This is a genomic window from Microbacterium sp. OVT16B (genome assembly GCF_019969705.1).
GTDB classification, from domain to species: domain Bacteria; phylum Actinomycetota; class Actinomycetes; order Actinomycetales; family Microbacteriaceae; genus Microbacterium; species Microbacterium natoriense.
This window is the reverse complement of sequence record NZ_JAHXZA010000001.1, coordinates 3,414,433-3,430,438: the sequence shown is the minus strand read 5'-3', so window position 1 is coordinate 3,430,438 and position 16,006 is coordinate 3,414,433. Positions and strand designations below refer to the sequence as shown.

Annotated in this window: 17 protein-coding genes; all 17 read left to right on the top strand. The window is 69.5% G+C overall.

All coding sequences use genetic code 11. From position 1 onward, the window contains the following. Positions 1 to 4: 4 nt before the first annotated feature. The 17 genes from LC438_RS16275 (at position 5) to LC438_RS16190 (ending at position 15,845) form a co-directional block, all read left to right on the top strand. Positions 5 to 712 carry a hypothetical protein gene (locus tag LC438_RS16275; protein WP_223587192.1) on the top strand — a complete coding sequence of 236 codons (708 nt, stop codon included), beginning with the start codon at positions 5 to 7 and terminating at the stop codon, positions 710 to 712. Continuing rightward, positions 709 to 2,235 carry an RDD family protein gene (locus tag LC438_RS18805; protein WP_308116185.1) on the top strand — a complete coding sequence of 509 codons (1,527 nt, stop codon included), beginning with the start codon at positions 709 to 711 and terminating at the stop codon, positions 2,233 to 2,235. The genes LC438_RS16275 and LC438_RS18805 overlap by 4 nt, the downstream gene beginning before the upstream one ends. 43 nt (positions 2,236 to 2,278) lie before the next feature. Then, positions 2,279 to 6,790 (top strand): FtsK/SpoIIIE domain-containing protein, encoded by a 4,512-nt coding sequence (locus LC438_RS16260; RefSeq protein ID WP_223587191.1) that lies wholly within the window; start codon positions 2,279 to 2,281, stop codon positions 6,788 to 6,790. Positions 6,791 to 6,843: 53 nt separating this feature from the next. Next, positions 6,844 to 7,584 (top strand): hypothetical protein, encoded by a 741-nt coding sequence (locus LC438_RS16255; RefSeq protein WP_223587190.1) that lies wholly within the window; start codon positions 6,844 to 6,846, stop codon positions 7,582 to 7,584. Further along, a complete protein-coding gene (locus tag LC438_RS16250) occupies positions 7,554 to 7,886 on the top strand; it encodes a hypothetical protein (protein WP_223587189.1) in 333 nt (110 codons plus the stop codon). Before LC438_RS16255 ends, LC438_RS16250 begins: the two co-directional genes overlap by 31 nt. Positions 7,887 to 7,997: 111 nt before the next feature. Next, on the top strand, positions 7,998 to 8,285 hold the full coding sequence (locus LC438_RS16245; protein WP_105673989.1) for a WXG100 family type VII secretion target: 288 nt from the start codon (positions 7,998 to 8,000) through the stop codon (positions 8,283 to 8,285). Between the two features lie 76 nt (positions 8,286 to 8,361). Continuing rightward, on the top strand, positions 8,362 to 8,670 hold the full coding sequence (locus tag LC438_RS16240) for a flagellar protein FlgN (RefSeq protein WP_105673883.1): 309 nt from the start codon (positions 8,362 to 8,364) through the stop codon (positions 8,668 to 8,670). A gap of 11 nt (positions 8,671 to 8,681) precedes the next feature. Continuing rightward, on the top strand, positions 8,682 to 9,848 hold the full coding sequence (locus tag LC438_RS16235) for a DUF308 domain-containing protein (protein ID WP_223587188.1): 1,167 nt from the start codon (positions 8,682 to 8,684) through the stop codon (positions 9,846 to 9,848). 36 nt (positions 9,849 to 9,884) lie between these two features. Then, positions 9,885 to 10,502 carry a hypothetical protein gene (locus LC438_RS16230; RefSeq protein WP_223587187.1) on the top strand — a complete coding sequence of 206 codons (618 nt, stop codon included), beginning with the start codon at positions 9,885 to 9,887 and terminating at the stop codon, positions 10,500 to 10,502. Next, positions 10,499 to 11,119: a hypothetical protein gene (locus LC438_RS16225; RefSeq protein WP_146114286.1), complete on the top strand. Its 621-nt coding sequence runs from the start codon at positions 10,499 to 10,501 to the stop codon at positions 11,117 to 11,119. Before LC438_RS16230 ends, LC438_RS16225 begins: the two co-directional genes overlap by 4 nt. After that, the gene (locus tag LC438_RS16220; protein WP_223587186.1) at positions 11,116 to 12,156 is read left to right on the top strand and encodes a hypothetical protein; all 1,041 of its coding nucleotides are present in this window, start codon (positions 11,116 to 11,118) and stop codon (positions 12,154 to 12,156) included. The genes LC438_RS16225 and LC438_RS16220 overlap by 4 nt, the downstream gene beginning before the upstream one ends. Positions 12,157 to 12,283: 127 nt before the next feature. Beyond that, positions 12,284 to 12,571, top strand: a complete 288-nt coding sequence (locus LC438_RS16215) for a WXG100 family type VII secretion target (RefSeq protein WP_105673989.1) — start codon at positions 12,284 to 12,286, stop codon at positions 12,569 to 12,571. 76 nt (positions 12,572 to 12,647) lie between these two features. Next, positions 12,648 to 12,836, top strand: a complete 189-nt coding sequence (locus LC438_RS16210; protein ID WP_223587185.1) for a hypothetical protein — start codon at positions 12,648 to 12,650, stop codon at positions 12,834 to 12,836. After that, a complete protein-coding gene (locus LC438_RS16205) occupies positions 12,833 to 13,114 on the top strand; it encodes a hypothetical protein (RefSeq protein ID WP_105673895.1) in 282 nt (93 codons plus the stop codon). Before LC438_RS16210 ends, LC438_RS16205 begins: the two co-directional genes overlap by 4 nt. A gap of 3 nt (positions 13,115 to 13,117) precedes the next feature. Beyond that, complete coding sequence (locus LC438_RS16200) at positions 13,118 to 14,683, top strand: hypothetical protein (protein WP_223587184.1); 1,566 nt, start codon at positions 13,118 to 13,120, stop codon at positions 14,681 to 14,683. Further along, the gene (locus LC438_RS16195; protein ID WP_146114288.1) at positions 14,680 to 15,189 is read left to right on the top strand and encodes a hypothetical protein; all 510 of its coding nucleotides are present in this window, start codon (positions 14,680 to 14,682) and stop codon (positions 15,187 to 15,189) included. Before LC438_RS16200 ends, LC438_RS16195 begins: the two co-directional genes overlap by 4 nt. Then, positions 15,186 to 15,845, top strand: a complete 660-nt coding sequence (locus tag LC438_RS16190; RefSeq protein WP_223587183.1) for a hypothetical protein — start codon at positions 15,186 to 15,188, stop codon at positions 15,843 to 15,845. Before LC438_RS16195 ends, LC438_RS16190 begins: the two co-directional genes overlap by 4 nt. Positions 15,846 to 16,006: the final 161 nt, after the last annotated feature.

Sequence of the window (16,006 nt, the reverse complement as noted above, 5' to 3'; positions counted from 1 at the left end):
CGGCGTGACCGTCGAGTTCGCCGGGGAGTTCTTCCCGCTGGAGCGCGGCGGCCGGTTCGTGGTCGGTCGAGAGGGCGACCTGGAGCTGGACGACAACCTCTTCCTGCACCGCCACTTCCTGGAGATCACGGATGCCGACGGCCTGTGGTGGCTGTCGAACGTCGGCACGCGCCTCACGGCGACGGTGACGGACTCGGCCGGCGGCGTGCAGGCCTGGCTCGCGCCGGGCGCCCGGCTGCCGCTCGTGTTCGAGATGACGACGATCGTGTTCAGCGCGGGACCCACGACCTACGAGCTGACGGTGCACGCCGCCGAGCCGACCTTCCGCGCCACGCGCCGTGAGCACGACGACGGCGGCGCCTCGACCATTGGCGACGTGCCGCTCACCCTCAGCCAGAAGCTGCTGATCCTCGCGCTCGCGGAGCCGCAGCTGCGCAGAGACGGCACCGGGATGAGCGACATCCCGACATCCGCGAAGGCCGCAGAACGGCTGGGATGGACGGTCACCCGCTTCAACCGCAAGCTCGACAACGTGTGCGACAAGTTCGACCGCGTCGGCGTCCCCGGCATGCGCGGGGGGCAGCGCCTGCTCGCGACCAACCGCCGAGCGCGTCTCGTCGAGCACGTCATCGCCTCGCGTCTGGTGACGAAGGACGACCTGCCGCTGCTCGACACGGCGCACGCCGACGAGGCAGAGGGGGAGTCCGAGTGATCTGGGAGATCGACGATCACGCCCCGGTGATCGAGGGCCTCGACGCGCACGGACGCCCTGATCCCGCCTATGCCGCCTCGCTCGGACTCCGTGCGGCCGGACGAGGAGCCCGCGTGCTCGCGGCGCTGATCGAATGGCTCGTCGCGGTGCTCATCGCCCTGCCGGCCATCATCGTCCTCACACCTCCGCTCACGCAGGCCCTCTCGGGCACCCTCGACCTGGGATCCGTCTTCGGCGGCGCCAACGGGGTCTGGGCGATCGTGGCCGTCGCCGTGTCACAGGGACTCATGACCGCGTACGTCGTGGTGCAGCTGGTGCTGCACGGACGCAAGGGCGTCACGCTCGGCAAGGCGATCTGCGGCATCCGCTCGGTGAACGTGCGCACGCTGGAGCGCCCCGGATTCTGGCGCGGCGCCGTGGTGCGCTACCTCGTCGCGTACGCGTCGCTGCTGGTGCCGCTCATCGGGCCGTTGCTCGTGATCGCGCTCTCGCCGCTGTTCGACACCGAGCGCCGTGGACGCGGCTGGCTCGACCTGGCGGCAGCGACCTGGTTCGTGGACGTGCGCGGCGGCCTCAACCCCTACGACCAGAAGCGCATGCGCATCGCCCGCAAGCGCGTCAAGACCCCGGAGGTCGAGGAGCAGGCGCCGCTGCCGTCTCTCGCGACGCCGGTCGATCGCGACGCCCCTGCGGAGTACGTGCCGAGCGCCCGTCTGTCCGGCGGTGTGATCGGCGCGCACCGCACCTCGACTCCGACAGCTCCCGATGCGGCGCAGCCGCAGGTCTCCGGTTCCATGGTGTCGGCGGTGCCTCCGTCCCTCGCGACGGGGGCCGCCACGCCCTCGCCGGCCCCTGCGGCGCCGACCTCCTTCGCGCCTCCCGCCGCGGAATCCGCGCCGTTCGTGCCTCCGGTGATCGCCCCGCAGCCGACGGGCGCCGCGCCCGCTGCGGTTCCCGCGCCGGCCCCGGCGTCGGCGGTGGCTCCGGCGGTGCCAGCTCCGGTCCCGGTCCAGGCGGCCCCGGCCGTGGTCCCGCAGACCCCCGCTCCCGCCTCGACGCCGGGTCCCGCTTCCGCGGCCTCCGCTGCGGCCCCGGCTCCCTCCTCGGCACCGGCTCCCGCCTCAGCGCCCGCTCCTGCGCCGACGACGTCGGCCGCGCCGGCATCCCCCGCTCCCGCGCCTGCCGCCCCCGCCGGGGTGCGCGCCGTCCTCGTGCTCGACACGGGAGAGCGCATCGAGGTCCGCGGCACCACGCTGTTCGGCCGCTCGCCGAGCCCGGCCGCCGGAGAGGGCGAGACCCAGCTCGTCGCGGTGTTCGACGACACCCGCTCGGTGTCGAAGACGCACATCGCCGTGATGCCCGCCCGCCGCGGTCTCTTCGTCGTCGATCGGGCGTCGACCAACGGCAGCGCGATCGTGCGGGGAGGCTCCGAGACGGCGTTGGCACCCGGCCACCCCGTGGAGCTGAAGGCGGGTGACACGGTGCGGTTCGGCGACCGCACGCTCCAGGTCGAACGGGTATGACGCGACAGTGCAGAACGCGCCTGCGGCGCGGTGAGGACGGACGATGAGAGTCAAGCTGACGTTGCGGCGCCCTTCGGCCCCGCTGACGGATGTCGTCGTGATGGCGGATTCGACGGCGACGGTCGCCGACGTCGCGAGGCAGATCGCCTCGACCGACCCGCTGCGCAGCATCCCCGCCGGCCCCTCCGACGTGCTCACGCTGTCGGTCGCACCGCCCACCAGCGATCAGCTGACCATGCTCAGCCCCGATCTCCTCGTCGGGGACGCCCCGATCGGCTCCGGCTTCCTCGCCGAGGTGGTCAACGTGGGCGCGAACCGCGCCTCGACGGGCTCGGCGAGCGCGCGCCCAGCGGCCGTGCTCACCGTGGTGGCAGGTCCCGCCGCCGGGCAGGAGTTCCCGCTGCCGATCGGTCACTTCATGATCGGCCGCGATCACGCGAACGACGTCGCGATCGCCGATCCGCTGATCTCGAAGCGCCACGCGCGCATCGAGGTCGCTGCGACCTTCGTCGAGCTCGTCGACCTGAACTCCGCGAACGGCATCCTCGTCGACGGCGGTCTCGTGCAGCGCCTGCGCGTCATCCCCGGCCAGCACTTCACGCTCGGCGACTGCGAGTTCGTGGTGCACCTGGTCGGCGACTTCGACGGCTCGGCGTCCGGCGACCCCGTGCTCGAACGCGGCGGCGCCCTGCTGTTCAACCGCAGCCCGCGCGTCGAGGAGCGCTTCACCGGAGAAGACCTCGATGAGCCCCGCTATCCCCGCGACCAGGTGCAGCGCCTCTTCCCCTGGCCGATGCTCGTCGCGCCGGTCCTGCTGGGCGCCGTGACGTTCTTCATGTTCGACAATCCGCGCGCGCTGCTGGTGATCTTCATGTCGCCGCTCATGATGTTCGGCAACTTCATCTCGCAGAAGACCAATCTCGGCCAGCGGCTGCGCAAGGAGGCGGAGTCCTTCGAGGAGCAGTTCGAGCGTCTGGAGGAGAAGCTCTACCACTCCCACCCCAAGGAGCGGGAGGTGCGTCAGAACGAGGTGCCCGCCGTCGCCGTCGTCTTCGACGAGGCGATGCGGCTCGGCCCGCTCCTGTGGACCCGTCGCCCTGAGCACTGGAACTTCCTCTCGGTGCGGCTCGGCGTCTGCGAAGACGAGTCGCGCACCGCGATCAAGCGCACCGAGACGCCAGAGGCTCTGGTCGAGTACGTCGAGCGCGTCGACCGGCTCGAAGAGCGCTACCGGATGATCAGCGACGTGCCGATCCTCGAATCGCTGCAGAGCGTCGGCTCGATCGGCGTCGCCGGTCCCACGTCGCTCGCGAGCGATGCCCTCCGCGGCATCGCGGTGCAGCTGTTCGGCATGCACTCGCCGAACGAGCTGGTCACCGTGGCCCTCACCGAACCCGGCTGGGCCAACGAGCTCGACTGGTTGAAGTGGCTGCCGCACACGTCCAGCGAGCGCAACCCGTTCAAGGACGTCTCCCTCGCAGACTCGGCCTCCACGGGCGCCGCCCTGCTGTCGGGTCTGGAGGAGATCGTGATGCGTCGCTCCAGGGAGGCGAAGTCGCAGCGGCCGCCCTACGGCGACGACTGGGATCCGATGCTCTTCGGCACCGACGTCAAGCGGGCGGCGGAGGATGCGACGTTCCCCGGCCAGACCGCGATCCTCGTCATCGTCACCAACGATGCGCCGGTCGACCGAGCCCGGCTCACGCAGATCCTCGAGCGGGGCGCCGACGTCGGCGTCTACGGCCTCTTCGTCGCCCCCGTGGTGGCGGCGCTGCCCGCCGCGTGCCGCACGTTCGTCGACGTGAGTCGAGGGCTCGAGCACGCCACCGTCGGCACCGTGCGCAGCGGCGTCGCCTATCGCGATGTGCAGGTCGAGGGCGTCTCGCACTCGTACATGACGATGTTCGCCAAGCGGCTCGCGCCGGTGGTCGACTCCAGCACGGTGATCGAGGACTCCTCCGACATCCCCAACTCCGTCATGTTCCTGTCGCTGATCGGCGCCGACCTCGCGACAGACCCGAACGCGGTGATCGACCGGTGGCGGCAGAACAACACGATCATCGATCGCTCGGGGGCACCGCAGCCGCGTCTCAAGAAGGCGGGCAACCTGCGTGCGATCATCGGTCAGTCGCAGACCGACGCCATGACGCTCGACCTGCGCACCCAGGGACCGCACGCCCTCGTCGGCGGAACCACCGGAGCAGGTAAGAGCGAGTTCCTGCAGGCGTGGGTGCTCGGCATGGCCGCCGCGCACAGCCCCGACCGCGTGACGTTCCTCTTCGTCGACTACAAGGGCGGCTCCGCGTTCGCGGATTGCGTCGATCTGCCGCACACCGTGGGTCTGGTGACCGACCTGAGCCCGCACCTCGTGCGGCGCGCGCTCACCAGCCTGCGCGCCGAGCTGCACCACCGCGAGCACCTGTTCAACCGCAAGAAGGCGAAGGACCTCCTCGAACTCGAGAAGCGCCGCGACCCCGAGACGCCGCCCGCGCTCGTGCTCGTGATCGACGAGTTCGCCGCGCTCGCCGGAGAGGTCCCGGAGTTCGTCGACGGCGTCGTCGACATTGCCCAGCGCGGGCGGTCTCTCGGCATCCACCTCATCATGGCCACCCAGCGTCCGGCCGGCGTCATCAAGGACAACCTCCGCGCCAACACCAACCTGCGCGTCGCGCTGCGCATGGCCGACGAGTCGGACTCGAAGGACGTCGTGGACGACCCGGTGGCGGCATCCTTCCCTCCGTCCCTCCCCGGCCGCGGCATCGCCAAGACCGGACCGGGGCGTCTGGTGCCCTTCCAGTCCGCCTATGCGGGTGGCTGGAGCACCGACGAGGTGCAGGCCGCCGAGGTCAAGGTGGCGGAGCTGCGGTTCGGCTCCATCCAGACCTGGGAGGCCGAGCAGGCGCCCGAGTCGGACTCGCACGACGAGGACCTCGGCCCGAACGACCAGAAGCGCATCGTCGCGACCCTCGTGAAGGCGGCGACCGCCGCCCGCATCCCCGCACCTCGGCGCCCGTGGCTGGACGACCTCGAGCGGGCCGTCGACATGCGCGATCTGCCCGTGCTCGGCGACGGGCAGATCCTGCTCGGCAAGATGGACGTGCCGGAGCGCCAGCTGCAGGAGCCGGCGTACTTCCACCCCGACAAGGACGGCTCGCTGCTCGTCTACGGCACCAGCGGCTCCGGCAAGTCGACCGTGCTGCGCACCCTGGCGATCGCTGCGGGGTTCGACCCGGCCCGGTCGAACGTCGAGGTCTTCGGGCTCGACTTCGGCTCCGGCTCGCTCAAGAGCCTCGAAGAGCTCCCGCACGTCGGCTCGATCATCTCGGGCGACGACGCCGAGCGCGTGCAGCGCATCCTGCGCTCGCTGTCGAGGGTGCTCGACGACCGCGGCAAGCGGTTCAGCGCGGCGAACGCGTCGAGCCTGACGGAGTACCGCGAGATCACCGGCACGGCCGAGTCGCGCATCCTGCTGCTGATCGACGGCTTCCCCCAGTTCCGCAGCGAGTGGGAGTCGACGACCGCGAGGATGCCGTTCTACCAGACGTTCATGCGGATCCTCGGCGAGGGACGGCCGCTCGGCGTCCACGTGATCGCCAGCGCGGATCGCTCGGGCTCCGTGCCGACGGCCGTGAGTGCGAACGTGTCGCGCCGGGTCGTGCTGCGTCTGTCCGACGAGTCGGGCTACGCGATGCTGAACGCGCCCAAGGACGTGCTCGACGAGCGCTCCGCACCGGGGCGCGCGATCGTCGACGGGCTGGAGACCCAGATCGCCACCCTCGGCGGAACCCCCAACGTGGCGGAGCAGACGAAGCTGCAGGGCCTGCTCGCCGCGGAGCTGCGTGCCGCCGGAGCCCGCGAGGTCGCCGAGATCGGCGCACTGCCGACCCGGCTCTCGCCGCGGGAGCTGCCGGACCGCATCGGGGAGTTCCCCGTGCTCGGCATCGCGGAGGACACCCTGGCCGCACGCGACTTCGACCCGGTCGGCACGTTCGTGGTCGCGGGGCCGCCGCAGTCGGGCAAGACGAACGCGCTCAAGGCGATCATCGGATCGATGCGCCGCTTCGACCCCGAGATCAAGCTGTTCCACTTCGGCGGTCGGCGTGCGCAGCTCAAGGAGTTCGCCGACTGGACGCGCAGCGCCGTCACACCGGAGGACGCGAAGGAGCTCGCGAAGGAGATCGCCGAGATCGCCGTGGACGAGACGGTTCCCGTGCGGATGCTGATCGTGGTGGAGGACGTGCCGCAGTTCGCCGACGGGCCCGCCGAGCGCGAGATGAAGGCGCTGTTCCAGGCGATCAACCGCAGCGACCACCTGCTGATCGGCGACGCCGACGTCACGCAGGTGACCAGCGGATTCGGCTTCATCGGAGACTTCAAGGCCGGACGCAAGGGCATCATCCTCAAGCCCGACGCCTTCGACGGCGACGCCGTCTTCAAGGTGCCCTTCCCGAAGGTCAAGCGCACGGACTTCCCCGACGGCCGCGGCATCTTCGTGCAGGCCGGGCGTCAGGTCACCGTGCAGATGCCGCTCGTCGAGGGCGAGCGGACGGCGTGAGCGCGCGGCGGCCCGGATGCCGTCGCCGCTGACAGACGCAGGAAGGTGGAACGATGCCCGTGAGCTTCGACATGTCGGCGCTGAGTGCACCGGTCGACCCCGCCGTCGCGCACCGCGAGTTCCAGGAGCGGATCGATCGTGAGGGGCGCCGGACCGGTGCCAGGGTCGGCATGGCCTGGTCCGTCTTCCAGACCGTCGTCCTCGTCGCCGGTGGCGGCATCCTGGCGGCGCTGGCCGTCGTGGCGGTGCAGCTCGCCTTCGGCGGGGAGGGGCTGAACGCCGCGACCGTGATCATCGCGGCGCTCGTGGTCGCACCGCTCGCCGTCGCACGGGTGCGGTCGTACCGGACGGGTCCGGATGCCGTGGAGGCCGACGTGTACCGGCTGACGAGGTTCGCCGCCGCGAACGGCCTCTCCCACGTGCTGGCCGAGAGCGACCCCGACCTCCCCGCCGCACTGTTCCAGGTGGGCGGCGCACGGGTCGCGAGCGACGTGATGGTCGCGGCCTCGCCGCGCAGGTTCGAGGTCGCCAACTACTCCTACGAGACGTGGACGGCCCGCACACGGATGCCGCGGAGCGCGACGTTCGCGGTGCTCGAGTCGGGGATCCCGCTTCCGGCGATGACGATCAGGGCCGCATCCCCAGCGATCAGGCGGGGGCGTGGGCGCCGCAGCCGCAGCAGACGCCGCTGCCCTTCGAAGGCGGGTTCGGTTCCACGTTCCGCGTCTTCTGCGCCGTGGAGGACGCTGATCGCGTCCGCGCCGTGCTCACGGAGCCCGTGCAGACCGCGCTGATCGCGCTGGTGCGCCACGGCGATGTCGAGATCGTCGGCGGGAGCGTCTTCTTCCTCGCGCGGAGGCAGCTTCGACTCGCCGACGTCGCGTTCTGGGAGTGGGTCGAGGACCTCGTGGCGATGGTGGATGCCGTCGATGACGGCGGCGTGCGGGTGGGCACATCCGCCGATCCGGCGCGGCGCGTGCGGCGCGAAGCGCTGTTCGATGGGCGCAGGAGCAGCAGGCCGTTCGTGCTCGGCTGCCTCCTTCCGCTGGTTGTCGGACTCGCGGCGGCGGCGCTCGTCACGGCGTTCTCGCACTGAGAGACGGCGGATGGGGAGTCCTCCCCATCGCGGTGGGGGGTGTTGTTTCGTAAAGTTGGTGGTGTCGGGCCGGAGAGGTCCGGTCCAATTCGATTACCGGAGGTGTGGACGATGGCCGATTTCGGTGCGTCTTATGCGGAGATGGAGCAGGTGGCGTCGTCGCTGTCGCAGGCTCGTGATGACATTCAGGGGCAGCTGGATTCTCTGAAGTCTCAGGTGGACACCCTGCTGGGTGAGGACTTCAAGACGCAGCATGCGTCGGGCAAGTTCGGTGAGGGTTACGGGGAGCTGACCACGGGTCTGAAGACCGCGGTGGATGGTATCAACGACATGTCGGAGTCGCTGCTGGGCATGATGCGTGCGATCCAGGATCTGGACACGCAGCTCGCCGGCGGCTGACACGCTGCTGCAGGATCTTCGGGGGTCGGCCGAGAGGCCGACCCCCGCTATCTGACACATACCGGAGGAGAACAGCGTGGGCGACGGGGTCAAGCTCAAGTACGACGATCTTGATGATCTGCAGACCGAGCTCAAGAACATCATCGGCGAGTTCGAGGCGGCGGGGAGCCGGCGCAGGGATCTGTCCCATGCCGTCGGGCGGCCCTACGGCGAAGACGCTCTGCAGGATGCCGCCGACGACTTCGAAGGCCGCTGGGACGACAAGCGCAAGACGCTGATGGACAACTGCAAGAAGGTCGCAGAACATCTCGAAGGCGTGATCAAGGGCTTCAAGGACTTCGACGTCGAAGCCGCGAAGAAGTCAGAGAACAACGGGGGCAACTGACGATGTACCGGATGATGCCTCAGACCTCCCCCGCCGGACACTACATCCAGGTGGTCACGGGTGATGCCGACGCGATCAAGGAGCGCGGCACGCAGATCAGCGAGCTCGCGACGGACATGCAGAAGTCCTCCGCCCTCCTCCAGCGTCTGGTCGACAACGGCTCCGACATGAGGGGCGACGCGATCGACAAGCTCAAGGAGCTGTCGAAGGAGGTCCACCAGGACCTCAAGAAGGGCGGCGAGCTCTACAGCGTGGTCGCGCCCTACATCAAGACCTACGGGCAGGAGCTCGAGGGGTCCCAGACGGCGATGACCACGATCATCGAGGACCTCTGCGACCTCTGGGACGAGTACAACCGCAAGGCCGAGGCCGCGGAATCGGCGCGCAACGAGCGCCCCGACTACCCGACGGGCGACGACGCCGACGACGAGCAGCTCCGCAAGGACGCCGAGGATGCGCGAGACGAGGCGGCCGGAGCCGCGAACACCGTCGCCACCAACGCCAAGGGCGCCTGGGACGCCCGTGCGAAGGACTACGACGCCGAGTGGGACTCGTGGCACACGGCGTTCACCAACGCCGCCAACGGCATCCGCGACGACATGGCGGGCAAGATCGAGGACTCCTGGAGCGATGACTTCGGCGGCTTCCTGCAGTTCATGTCCGATGTGCTGGCCGTCGCCGGCATCATCCTCGCGGTGCTCGCCATCATCGTCGGCGGACCGATCATCGCCGTCCTCGCCGGCATCGTCGCCGTGCTCACCCTCGCGGTCGCGCTCACACGGGCGATACGCGGGGAGGGCAGCTGGGTCGACGTGGCCTTCGGCGTGATCGGCGTCATCCCCTTCATCGGTCCCGCCGCCCGCGGCATCCGGACCTTCGCCAGCGCCCCGGCCGGCACCGGCTTCCTCGCCAGGATGACCCCCGCCGCGGGGTGGAGCGCGTGGAGCCGCCAGACCGATCTGGTGAGGAGCTTCCCCGACTTCAGCGCACGACTCTTCGGAGGCCACTCTCTCGTGGAGTTCGGGTCGCTGACGAGCGGCACCGCCACCGGCGTGCAGACGCTCGAGATGGTCGGGAAGATCTGGTCCGCGCAGTTCGCGATCGCCGGCGCCACCAAGGATTCCTTCGGCGGCGCCTGGTCGGGGACCTTCGATCCCGATCAGAACCCGTTCAGCTGACCGTTCGCGCTTCTGCAGGGATGACAGACTGGTGCCATGAGCGATCTTCGATCTGAGCTGCTCGGGCGCCGCGGCGCCACCATTCCCCCGTATCGCATGCTCCTCCCTCCGGGGTGGGACGCCTACGACCTGAGCGAGCAGACCGAGAAGGAGCTGGTGAAGCGGGCGACGACCCGGCTGCGCGCCGCGCAGGCGACCGAGGCGCTCACCCTGAACCTCTCGCGACAGGTCCGCGATGCGCTCGCCTCCGTGCGCGCGCAGAACGGTTTCGTGTACGCCTTCGCGGGGGAGAGCGCGCCCACCTGGGCGCTCGGCTCCGCGAGCCTGATCGGCATCAAGAGAGCGGCGACGCCCGAGGCTCCTCTCGGACGCGTCGTCGAGAACGTGATCGCCAACCAGGGCGGCGTCGCCGTCGGCGAGGGGCATCGCATCGTCCGCTGGACCGAGCGCCGCCCTGTCTCCGTGGATGACGTCGATGCCGTGTCGTTCATGATCAACTACCTCATCCCGATCCCCGGCTCGAAGCTCACCGAAGCCGTGCAGTGGACGGTCACCGTCGCGCACGAGGCCGATCTGCCCGAGGACGACCCGGTCCTTGAACTCTGGGTGGCGCTCTTCGACGCCCACATCGCCACGTTCACCTGGGAGGCATGATGGAGATCGGCTTCGACTTCGAGCTGGCCAAGGCCATCCCGGTGGAGACCGCCGACGTCCGGCAGCTGGGCGCCGCCGAGTGGGCGGCTCAGGCCGTCTCCCGGTTCACCGCGGTCGTCGATGTGCCGGTCGCACTTCGCGCGCGCCTCCAGGGGGCGCTGGAGAGCGTCGCCGCCGAGGTCTCCGACGACGCGCGACGGTTCCTGCTGGTCGGCACGGATGCCGCCGTGCTCGCTCCCCTGGTGTTCTTCGTCGTCGACCGCGAGCTCACCCGGCAGGAGCAGGCCGACTTCCTGTGGGCGCCGTCGGCGATCCTGCCTCCGGCGTCGCTTCGCGTGGAGACGGAGCATCTCGGCGTCGGATTCTCCTCGACCCTCGCGCAGCGCGAGGACGGTGTGGACTTCGGGACCCGTCGCTGGCTCTTCTTCGGGCAGGGGCTCACGGCAGGTGCTCTGCTGGGTCCGGTGGCGCCGTACTCGCTGGCCGTCGCCGAGCCCATCGCCGAGAGCATCCTCTCCGCCGCGCGCGTGGAGGGCTTCGTCCCGCTCGCGAACCACGACCGGGTCGAGGAGCTCTTGGCCGCTGTCGTCCGGGCGGGAGACGAGTGGAAGGCGTGAGTTCCCTCGAGTTCGACACCGCCGCCATGCACGCACCGATCAGCCCGTCGGCGCCCGCCCTTCCGGCGGACGGTGCGATCCACGGGAGCGCTGCGGAAGAGCTGTCGGTGCGACGGCTCGTCATCAGAGTCGTCTTCCAGGTTCTCGGGTTCGGCGCGCTGGCCGCGATCGTGGTCATGTTCGTCCAGATGATCTTCGGCGGTGACGGGATGAACGTCCTCACCTGGATCATCGCCGCGTTCATGGTCGCGCCGTTCGCGATCTCGCAGATCGTCGCGTTCGGATCACGCCGCCGCGAGATCGCGGACATCGCGTACCGGCTCCCGCGGTTCGCGGCGGACAACCGGATGAGCCACGTCGCCGCCGAGCCGGCGGCGCAGCATCCCGTCACCCGTTTCCGCGTGGGCGGCCCGCTCGCGATCAGAGACCTGCTGACCTCCCCCGAGCGGTCAGGACTCGAAGCGGGCACGTACTACTACGAGCGGAGCATGGGGCGTTCGATGGTGGAGCACAGCGCGACCTACGTCGCGCTGGACCTTCCGACCGCGGTGCCGTCGATGACCGTCGCCACGAAGCTCGGAGACGTGTGGAGCCAGCAGTCGACCCGTCAGAAGGCGCAGCATCCGGTCAGCATCGACCCCGACTTCGACGCGCACGTGCGGGTGTATTGCGAGCCGCAGGACGACGACGCCGTGCGGAGGCGGCTGACTCCGCCGGTGCGTGACGCACTGCGCGAGGTGGCGGGTCGGTGCGACGTCGAGGTGGACGGCGGCCGGATCCATGTCATCGCCCGCAAGGCCCTCCCCTTCGCGGAACCCGCGTTCTGGCGCTGGGTCGGCGACATCGGCGCTCTCGCCTCCCTCCTCTCGCGGCCGGACGCTCCGGTCCCGGCGGAGACGGCATCGGGATGGAGGAGCCGCGACGCCGAGCGCGAGGCGCTCTTCGCGGCGCCCAGGTCGGGGAGGGGCTTCGCCGTCGGAGTCCTGTTCATCGTTCTGGGCCTTGTGGCCGCCGCCGTCATCACAGCCACGACCTGATCCGAGCCGCTCCGCGACCCGTTGTGGATGGGGAGTTGTGCCCATCGACCGGTGGTGCGGGTGTTGTTAGGTTGGTGGTGTCGGGCCGGAGAGGTCCGGTCCAATTCGATTACCGGAGGTGTGGACGATGGCCGATTTCGGTGCGTCTTATGCGGAGATGGAGCAGGTGGCGTCGTCGCTGTCGCAGGCTCGTGATGACATTCAGGGGCAGCTGGATTCTCTGAAGTCTCAGGTGGACACCCTGCTGGGTGAGGACTTCAAGACGCAGCATGCGTCGGGCAAGTTCGGTGAGGGTTACGGGGAGCTGACCACGGGTCTGAAGACCGCGGTGGACGGTATCAACGACATGTCGGAGTCGCTGCTGGGCATGATGCGTGCGATCCAGGACCTGGACACGCAGCTCGCCGGCGGCTGACACGCTGCTGCAGGATCTTCGGGGGTCGGCCGAGAGGCCGACCCCTGTGCATACACGCGACGGAGGGGTCGTACGGATGTCGGAGGAGACGCTGAGAGCGGCGATGCAGTCGCTGCGGGTGCGTGTGCCCGCGTCCGCCGCGGACGCCGCCGAGCTGCGCGCCGAGGTGAGGGCGGCCGATGCCGCGCTGGGAGCCTGGCTGCGGGAGACGACGGCGGACCGCCTCGCGCGGCTGGATCAGAGCGATGACGGGGGAGATGCATGAGCGACGTCAGGATGGACCTCGCGCGGTTGCAGTCGACCGCGCAGAAGGCCAGAGGGCTGGCGACGACGTTCGACGAGGCGGAGTCCTTCGCGGACGACCTCGGAGGCCTCACTGGTCACGGCGGTCTCAGCGACAAGGTCGACGACTTCGGCGGCAAATGGGACATCGCGCGCGAGAAGCTGCGCGACAACCTGCGTTCGCAGGCCGACTTCATGCAGGCCATCGTCGACACGTTCCGTGACCTCGATCAGAAGATGGCCCAGGACGGGGAAGGCTAGACCATGACCGTTCTTCCCGGAAGACCGGATGAGCTGACCGCGCGCGCCGCGGATCTCGTCGCATCGGCCGGCGTCATCCTCACGGTGATCCACGAACTGCGCGGCATCGTCGAGGACGACGAGGGCAAAGCCGTCCAGGCGCTCTACGAGCAGAACGACGAGATCTCCTCGGACCTCGAGCGCATCCATCCGCGCTACAAGGGAACCGCCGACGCGCTCACCGAGTACGCCGTCGCGCTCACTGATGCTCACGCCGACGCCGAACGCGCGCAGGACGATCTCGACGACGCGCTCCTCGCACAGGGTCGCGCCGACGCGGCGCTCCACGACCTCAACGATCGGGTGGATGCCGCCGGCGACTCCACCGATCCCTCCCTCGCCGATCAGGTCCCCGGTGCGCAGCGTGCGGCGAACGACGCCCAGGCGGCCGTCGGGTCGGCGCGCTCGCGGATCGACGCGGCGCGCGAGGCCATGAACGACGCCGCCGAGATCGCGATCCGCAAGATCGACGCGGCCATCGACTCCACGAACGAGGGGTTCTGGGACAAGGTCGGCGACTTCTTCTCCGACATCGGCGACTTCCTCGCGAGCATCGGCGAGTGGATCGGCGACTTCCTGCAGGACGTCGTCGATCTGCTCAAGAAGATCGCCGACACGCTCATCGCGATCCTGGGCGTTCTCGTGGTGCTGCTCCTCATCATCGCGGTGGGCGCGCTGTTCGGAACGATCGGTCTCATCATCGGGGCCGTGATCGCCGGGGTGCTCGCCGCCTTCATCATCACGAGCATCCTGTCCGACGTGCTCAAGGGCACGCCGGGGGTGAGCGAGACGGATCCTTACGCGAACGTGCCGGCGGAGGACGTTCCCGAGGGGCCGAGTCTGGCGACCGTGCTCGACGGCACCGGGGAGGTGGACGGCCTCGGCGGGGAGACCGACTCGGTCGTGAAGATCACCAAGGTGCTCGGGCCCGACGGCTGGTACTACACCGTCACGCTGCCCAGCACGCAGGAGTGGCTGTCCCGTTTCGGCGACCAGGGAGCGGTCAACGACCTCGACAGCAACCTCGCGCTGATGCTGACGCCGGCGCTGCAGACGCAGTACGAGCGGGCGGTCCTCGAGGCGATGGAGCAGGCCGGCATCGGCGAGAACGACCCCGTCATGCTCGTCGGGTTCAGCCAGGGCGGGATCATGGCCGGACATCTCGCGGCGTACAACTCCGACTACAACTGGCAGGCCGTCGTCGTCTCCGGGGCGCCCATCGACCACATGCCGATCCCCGATTCGGTCGACGTGGTCTCCGTGCAGCACAACGGAGACCCGGTGCCGAACCTCGACATCGTCGCCGGCGACCTCGGCACCGAGCACGGCTCGAACTGGACGACCATCCACGTGGACCCGCCGAACCCCGCCCCGGTGCTGGGCGTGGATGCCGGCGCACACAACGCCGACAAGTACTCGCAGACCTACCAGGATCATCTGGCCGAGGTGCAGGCGAATCATCCCGGTCTCTCGAACTTCTTCAATGAGGATGGGTACGTCGACGTGTCCTACTACCACTGGAGCGAATGAGCATGAGGCGAGGACACATCGGAGGGCGACGGATCATCGCCGTGATGCTGGCGGGGTCGCTCCTGAGCGGTGCGCTGGCGGGATGCACGATGCTGATGCCGCAGACGGGCCAGGCAGAACAGACGGAAGGGTCGACAGTGGACTACGGTGATGTGGCGAACGCCGTGACAGCGGCGGTGCCGAGGGTCGTGGGAGTGCGAGATCTCGCGCAGTCGGCCAATGGTCTGGGCCATCGACTCAGCCTCGGACTGGAGGTCGACACCGCCGAGCCGCTCACGGCTGATGAGCTGGATGCCGTGGTCGAGGCGATCTGGGGTGCGCTTCCCTGGGAGCCGAACACGATCAAGATCACGGCCGGTGCGGATACGGCGGAGGGCCACGAGATCGTCGATCTCAGGACGGCGGCGGCCGATCTCGATCCGATGGGCGTGACGAATGCGGGCACGGGTGGAGTGAGCCTGACCGACATGAGCGCTCGGTACGGGAAGTGGTCGGCACCCGAGTGACCGGTCGCGATCTGCGGTTCCGCCTTCCCGGGCGCTGGTTCTCGGTGGACCTGTCCGGCGAAGACGCCACGACGTCCTCCATCGCGCGCATCGCCAAGGATGCTGTGGGACCGGCCGATGATCGAGCGGCCGAGCGTGCCACGGTGCGGCGTCAGCTGCAGCAGGCGGTCACGGCGGGGGCGGATGGCGATATCCGCGCCATCATGTTCTCGACCGAGATCGCCAGGGGCACTCCGCTGCCGGTGACGCTCCTCGTCTTCGAGCCCGCAGACCTGCGGATGAGCCCAGCGGTCGGCACGGCGCCGCAGTCGGTGCTCAAGGTCATGGCCGAAGGGCTGAAGCAGCTCGATCCCGGCGCGTACGCCTCGATGATCGAGGTGCGCGGCCCGGGCGTTCCCGCTCTGCGCACGCACCGCGTCGAACAGGTCGAGGAGAGCGGGGACTCGGAGGGGATCCTGCGGTTGATCGCCGACTACTGGATCCCCGTGCCCGACACGAAGCGGATGCTCATGGCGCGGTTCTCGACGCCGCTGGGCGAGCTGGAGAACGTGATGCTCGCACTGTTCGACGAGTTCATCGCCGTCGCCTACTTCAGCGAGGACAAGCCGGAGTCCCTGCGCGATCAGCTGCGCGCGGGTGCGACCGCGCACAGCTGATCGGGCCGACATGATCGCGCGCAGTCATCGCGCTCGGCTGACCACGCGCAGTTGATCAGGAGGCGTCGACGGCGCGGAGTGGATCGGGTGCAGCGAACGCGCACAACTGACGGTGCGGAGCTGACCGGGCGGAGCTGACCGCGCAGCCATCACCGCGCGCG

Bases quoted from the DNA above. Each gene is read 5' to 3' on its own strand.
- LC438_RS16195 (WP_146114288.1), top strand. From the start codon at position 14,680: ATGAGCATGAGGCGAGGACACATCGGAGGGCGACGGATCATCGCCGTG.
- LC438_RS16210 (WP_223587185.1), top strand. From the start codon at position 12,648: ATGTCGGAGGAGACGCTGAGAGCGGCGATGCAGTCGCTGCGGGTGCGT.
- LC438_RS16230 (WP_223587187.1), top strand. From the start codon at position 9,885: ATGAGCGATCTTCGATCTGAGCTGCTCGGGCGCCGCGGCGCCACCATT.
- LC438_RS16260 (WP_223587191.1), top strand. From the start codon at position 2,279: ATGAGAGTCAAGCTGACGTTGCGGCGCCCTTCGGCCCCGCTGACGGAT.
- LC438_RS16225 (WP_146114286.1), top strand. From the start codon at position 10,499: ATGATGGAGATCGGCTTCGACTTCGAGCTGGCCAAGGCCATCCCGGTG.
- LC438_RS16205 (WP_105673895.1), top strand. From the start codon at position 12,833: ATGAGCGACGTCAGGATGGACCTCGCGCGGTTGCAGTCGACCGCGCAG.
- LC438_RS16200 (WP_223587184.1), top strand. From the start codon at position 13,118: ATGACCGTTCTTCCCGGAAGACCGGATGAGCTGACCGCGCGCGCCGCG.
- LC438_RS16245 (WP_105673989.1), top strand. From the start codon at position 7,998: ATGGCCGATTTCGGTGCGTCTTATGCGGAGATGGAGCAGGTGGCGTCG.
- LC438_RS16215 (WP_105673989.1), top strand. From the start codon at position 12,284: ATGGCCGATTTCGGTGCGTCTTATGCGGAGATGGAGCAGGTGGCGTCG.
- LC438_RS16235 (WP_223587188.1), top strand. From the start codon at position 8,682: ATGATGCCTCAGACCTCCCCCGCCGGACACTACATCCAGGTGGTCACG.
- LC438_RS16255 (WP_223587190.1), top strand. From the start codon at position 6,844: ATGCCCGTGAGCTTCGACATGTCGGCGCTGAGTGCACCGGTCGACCCC.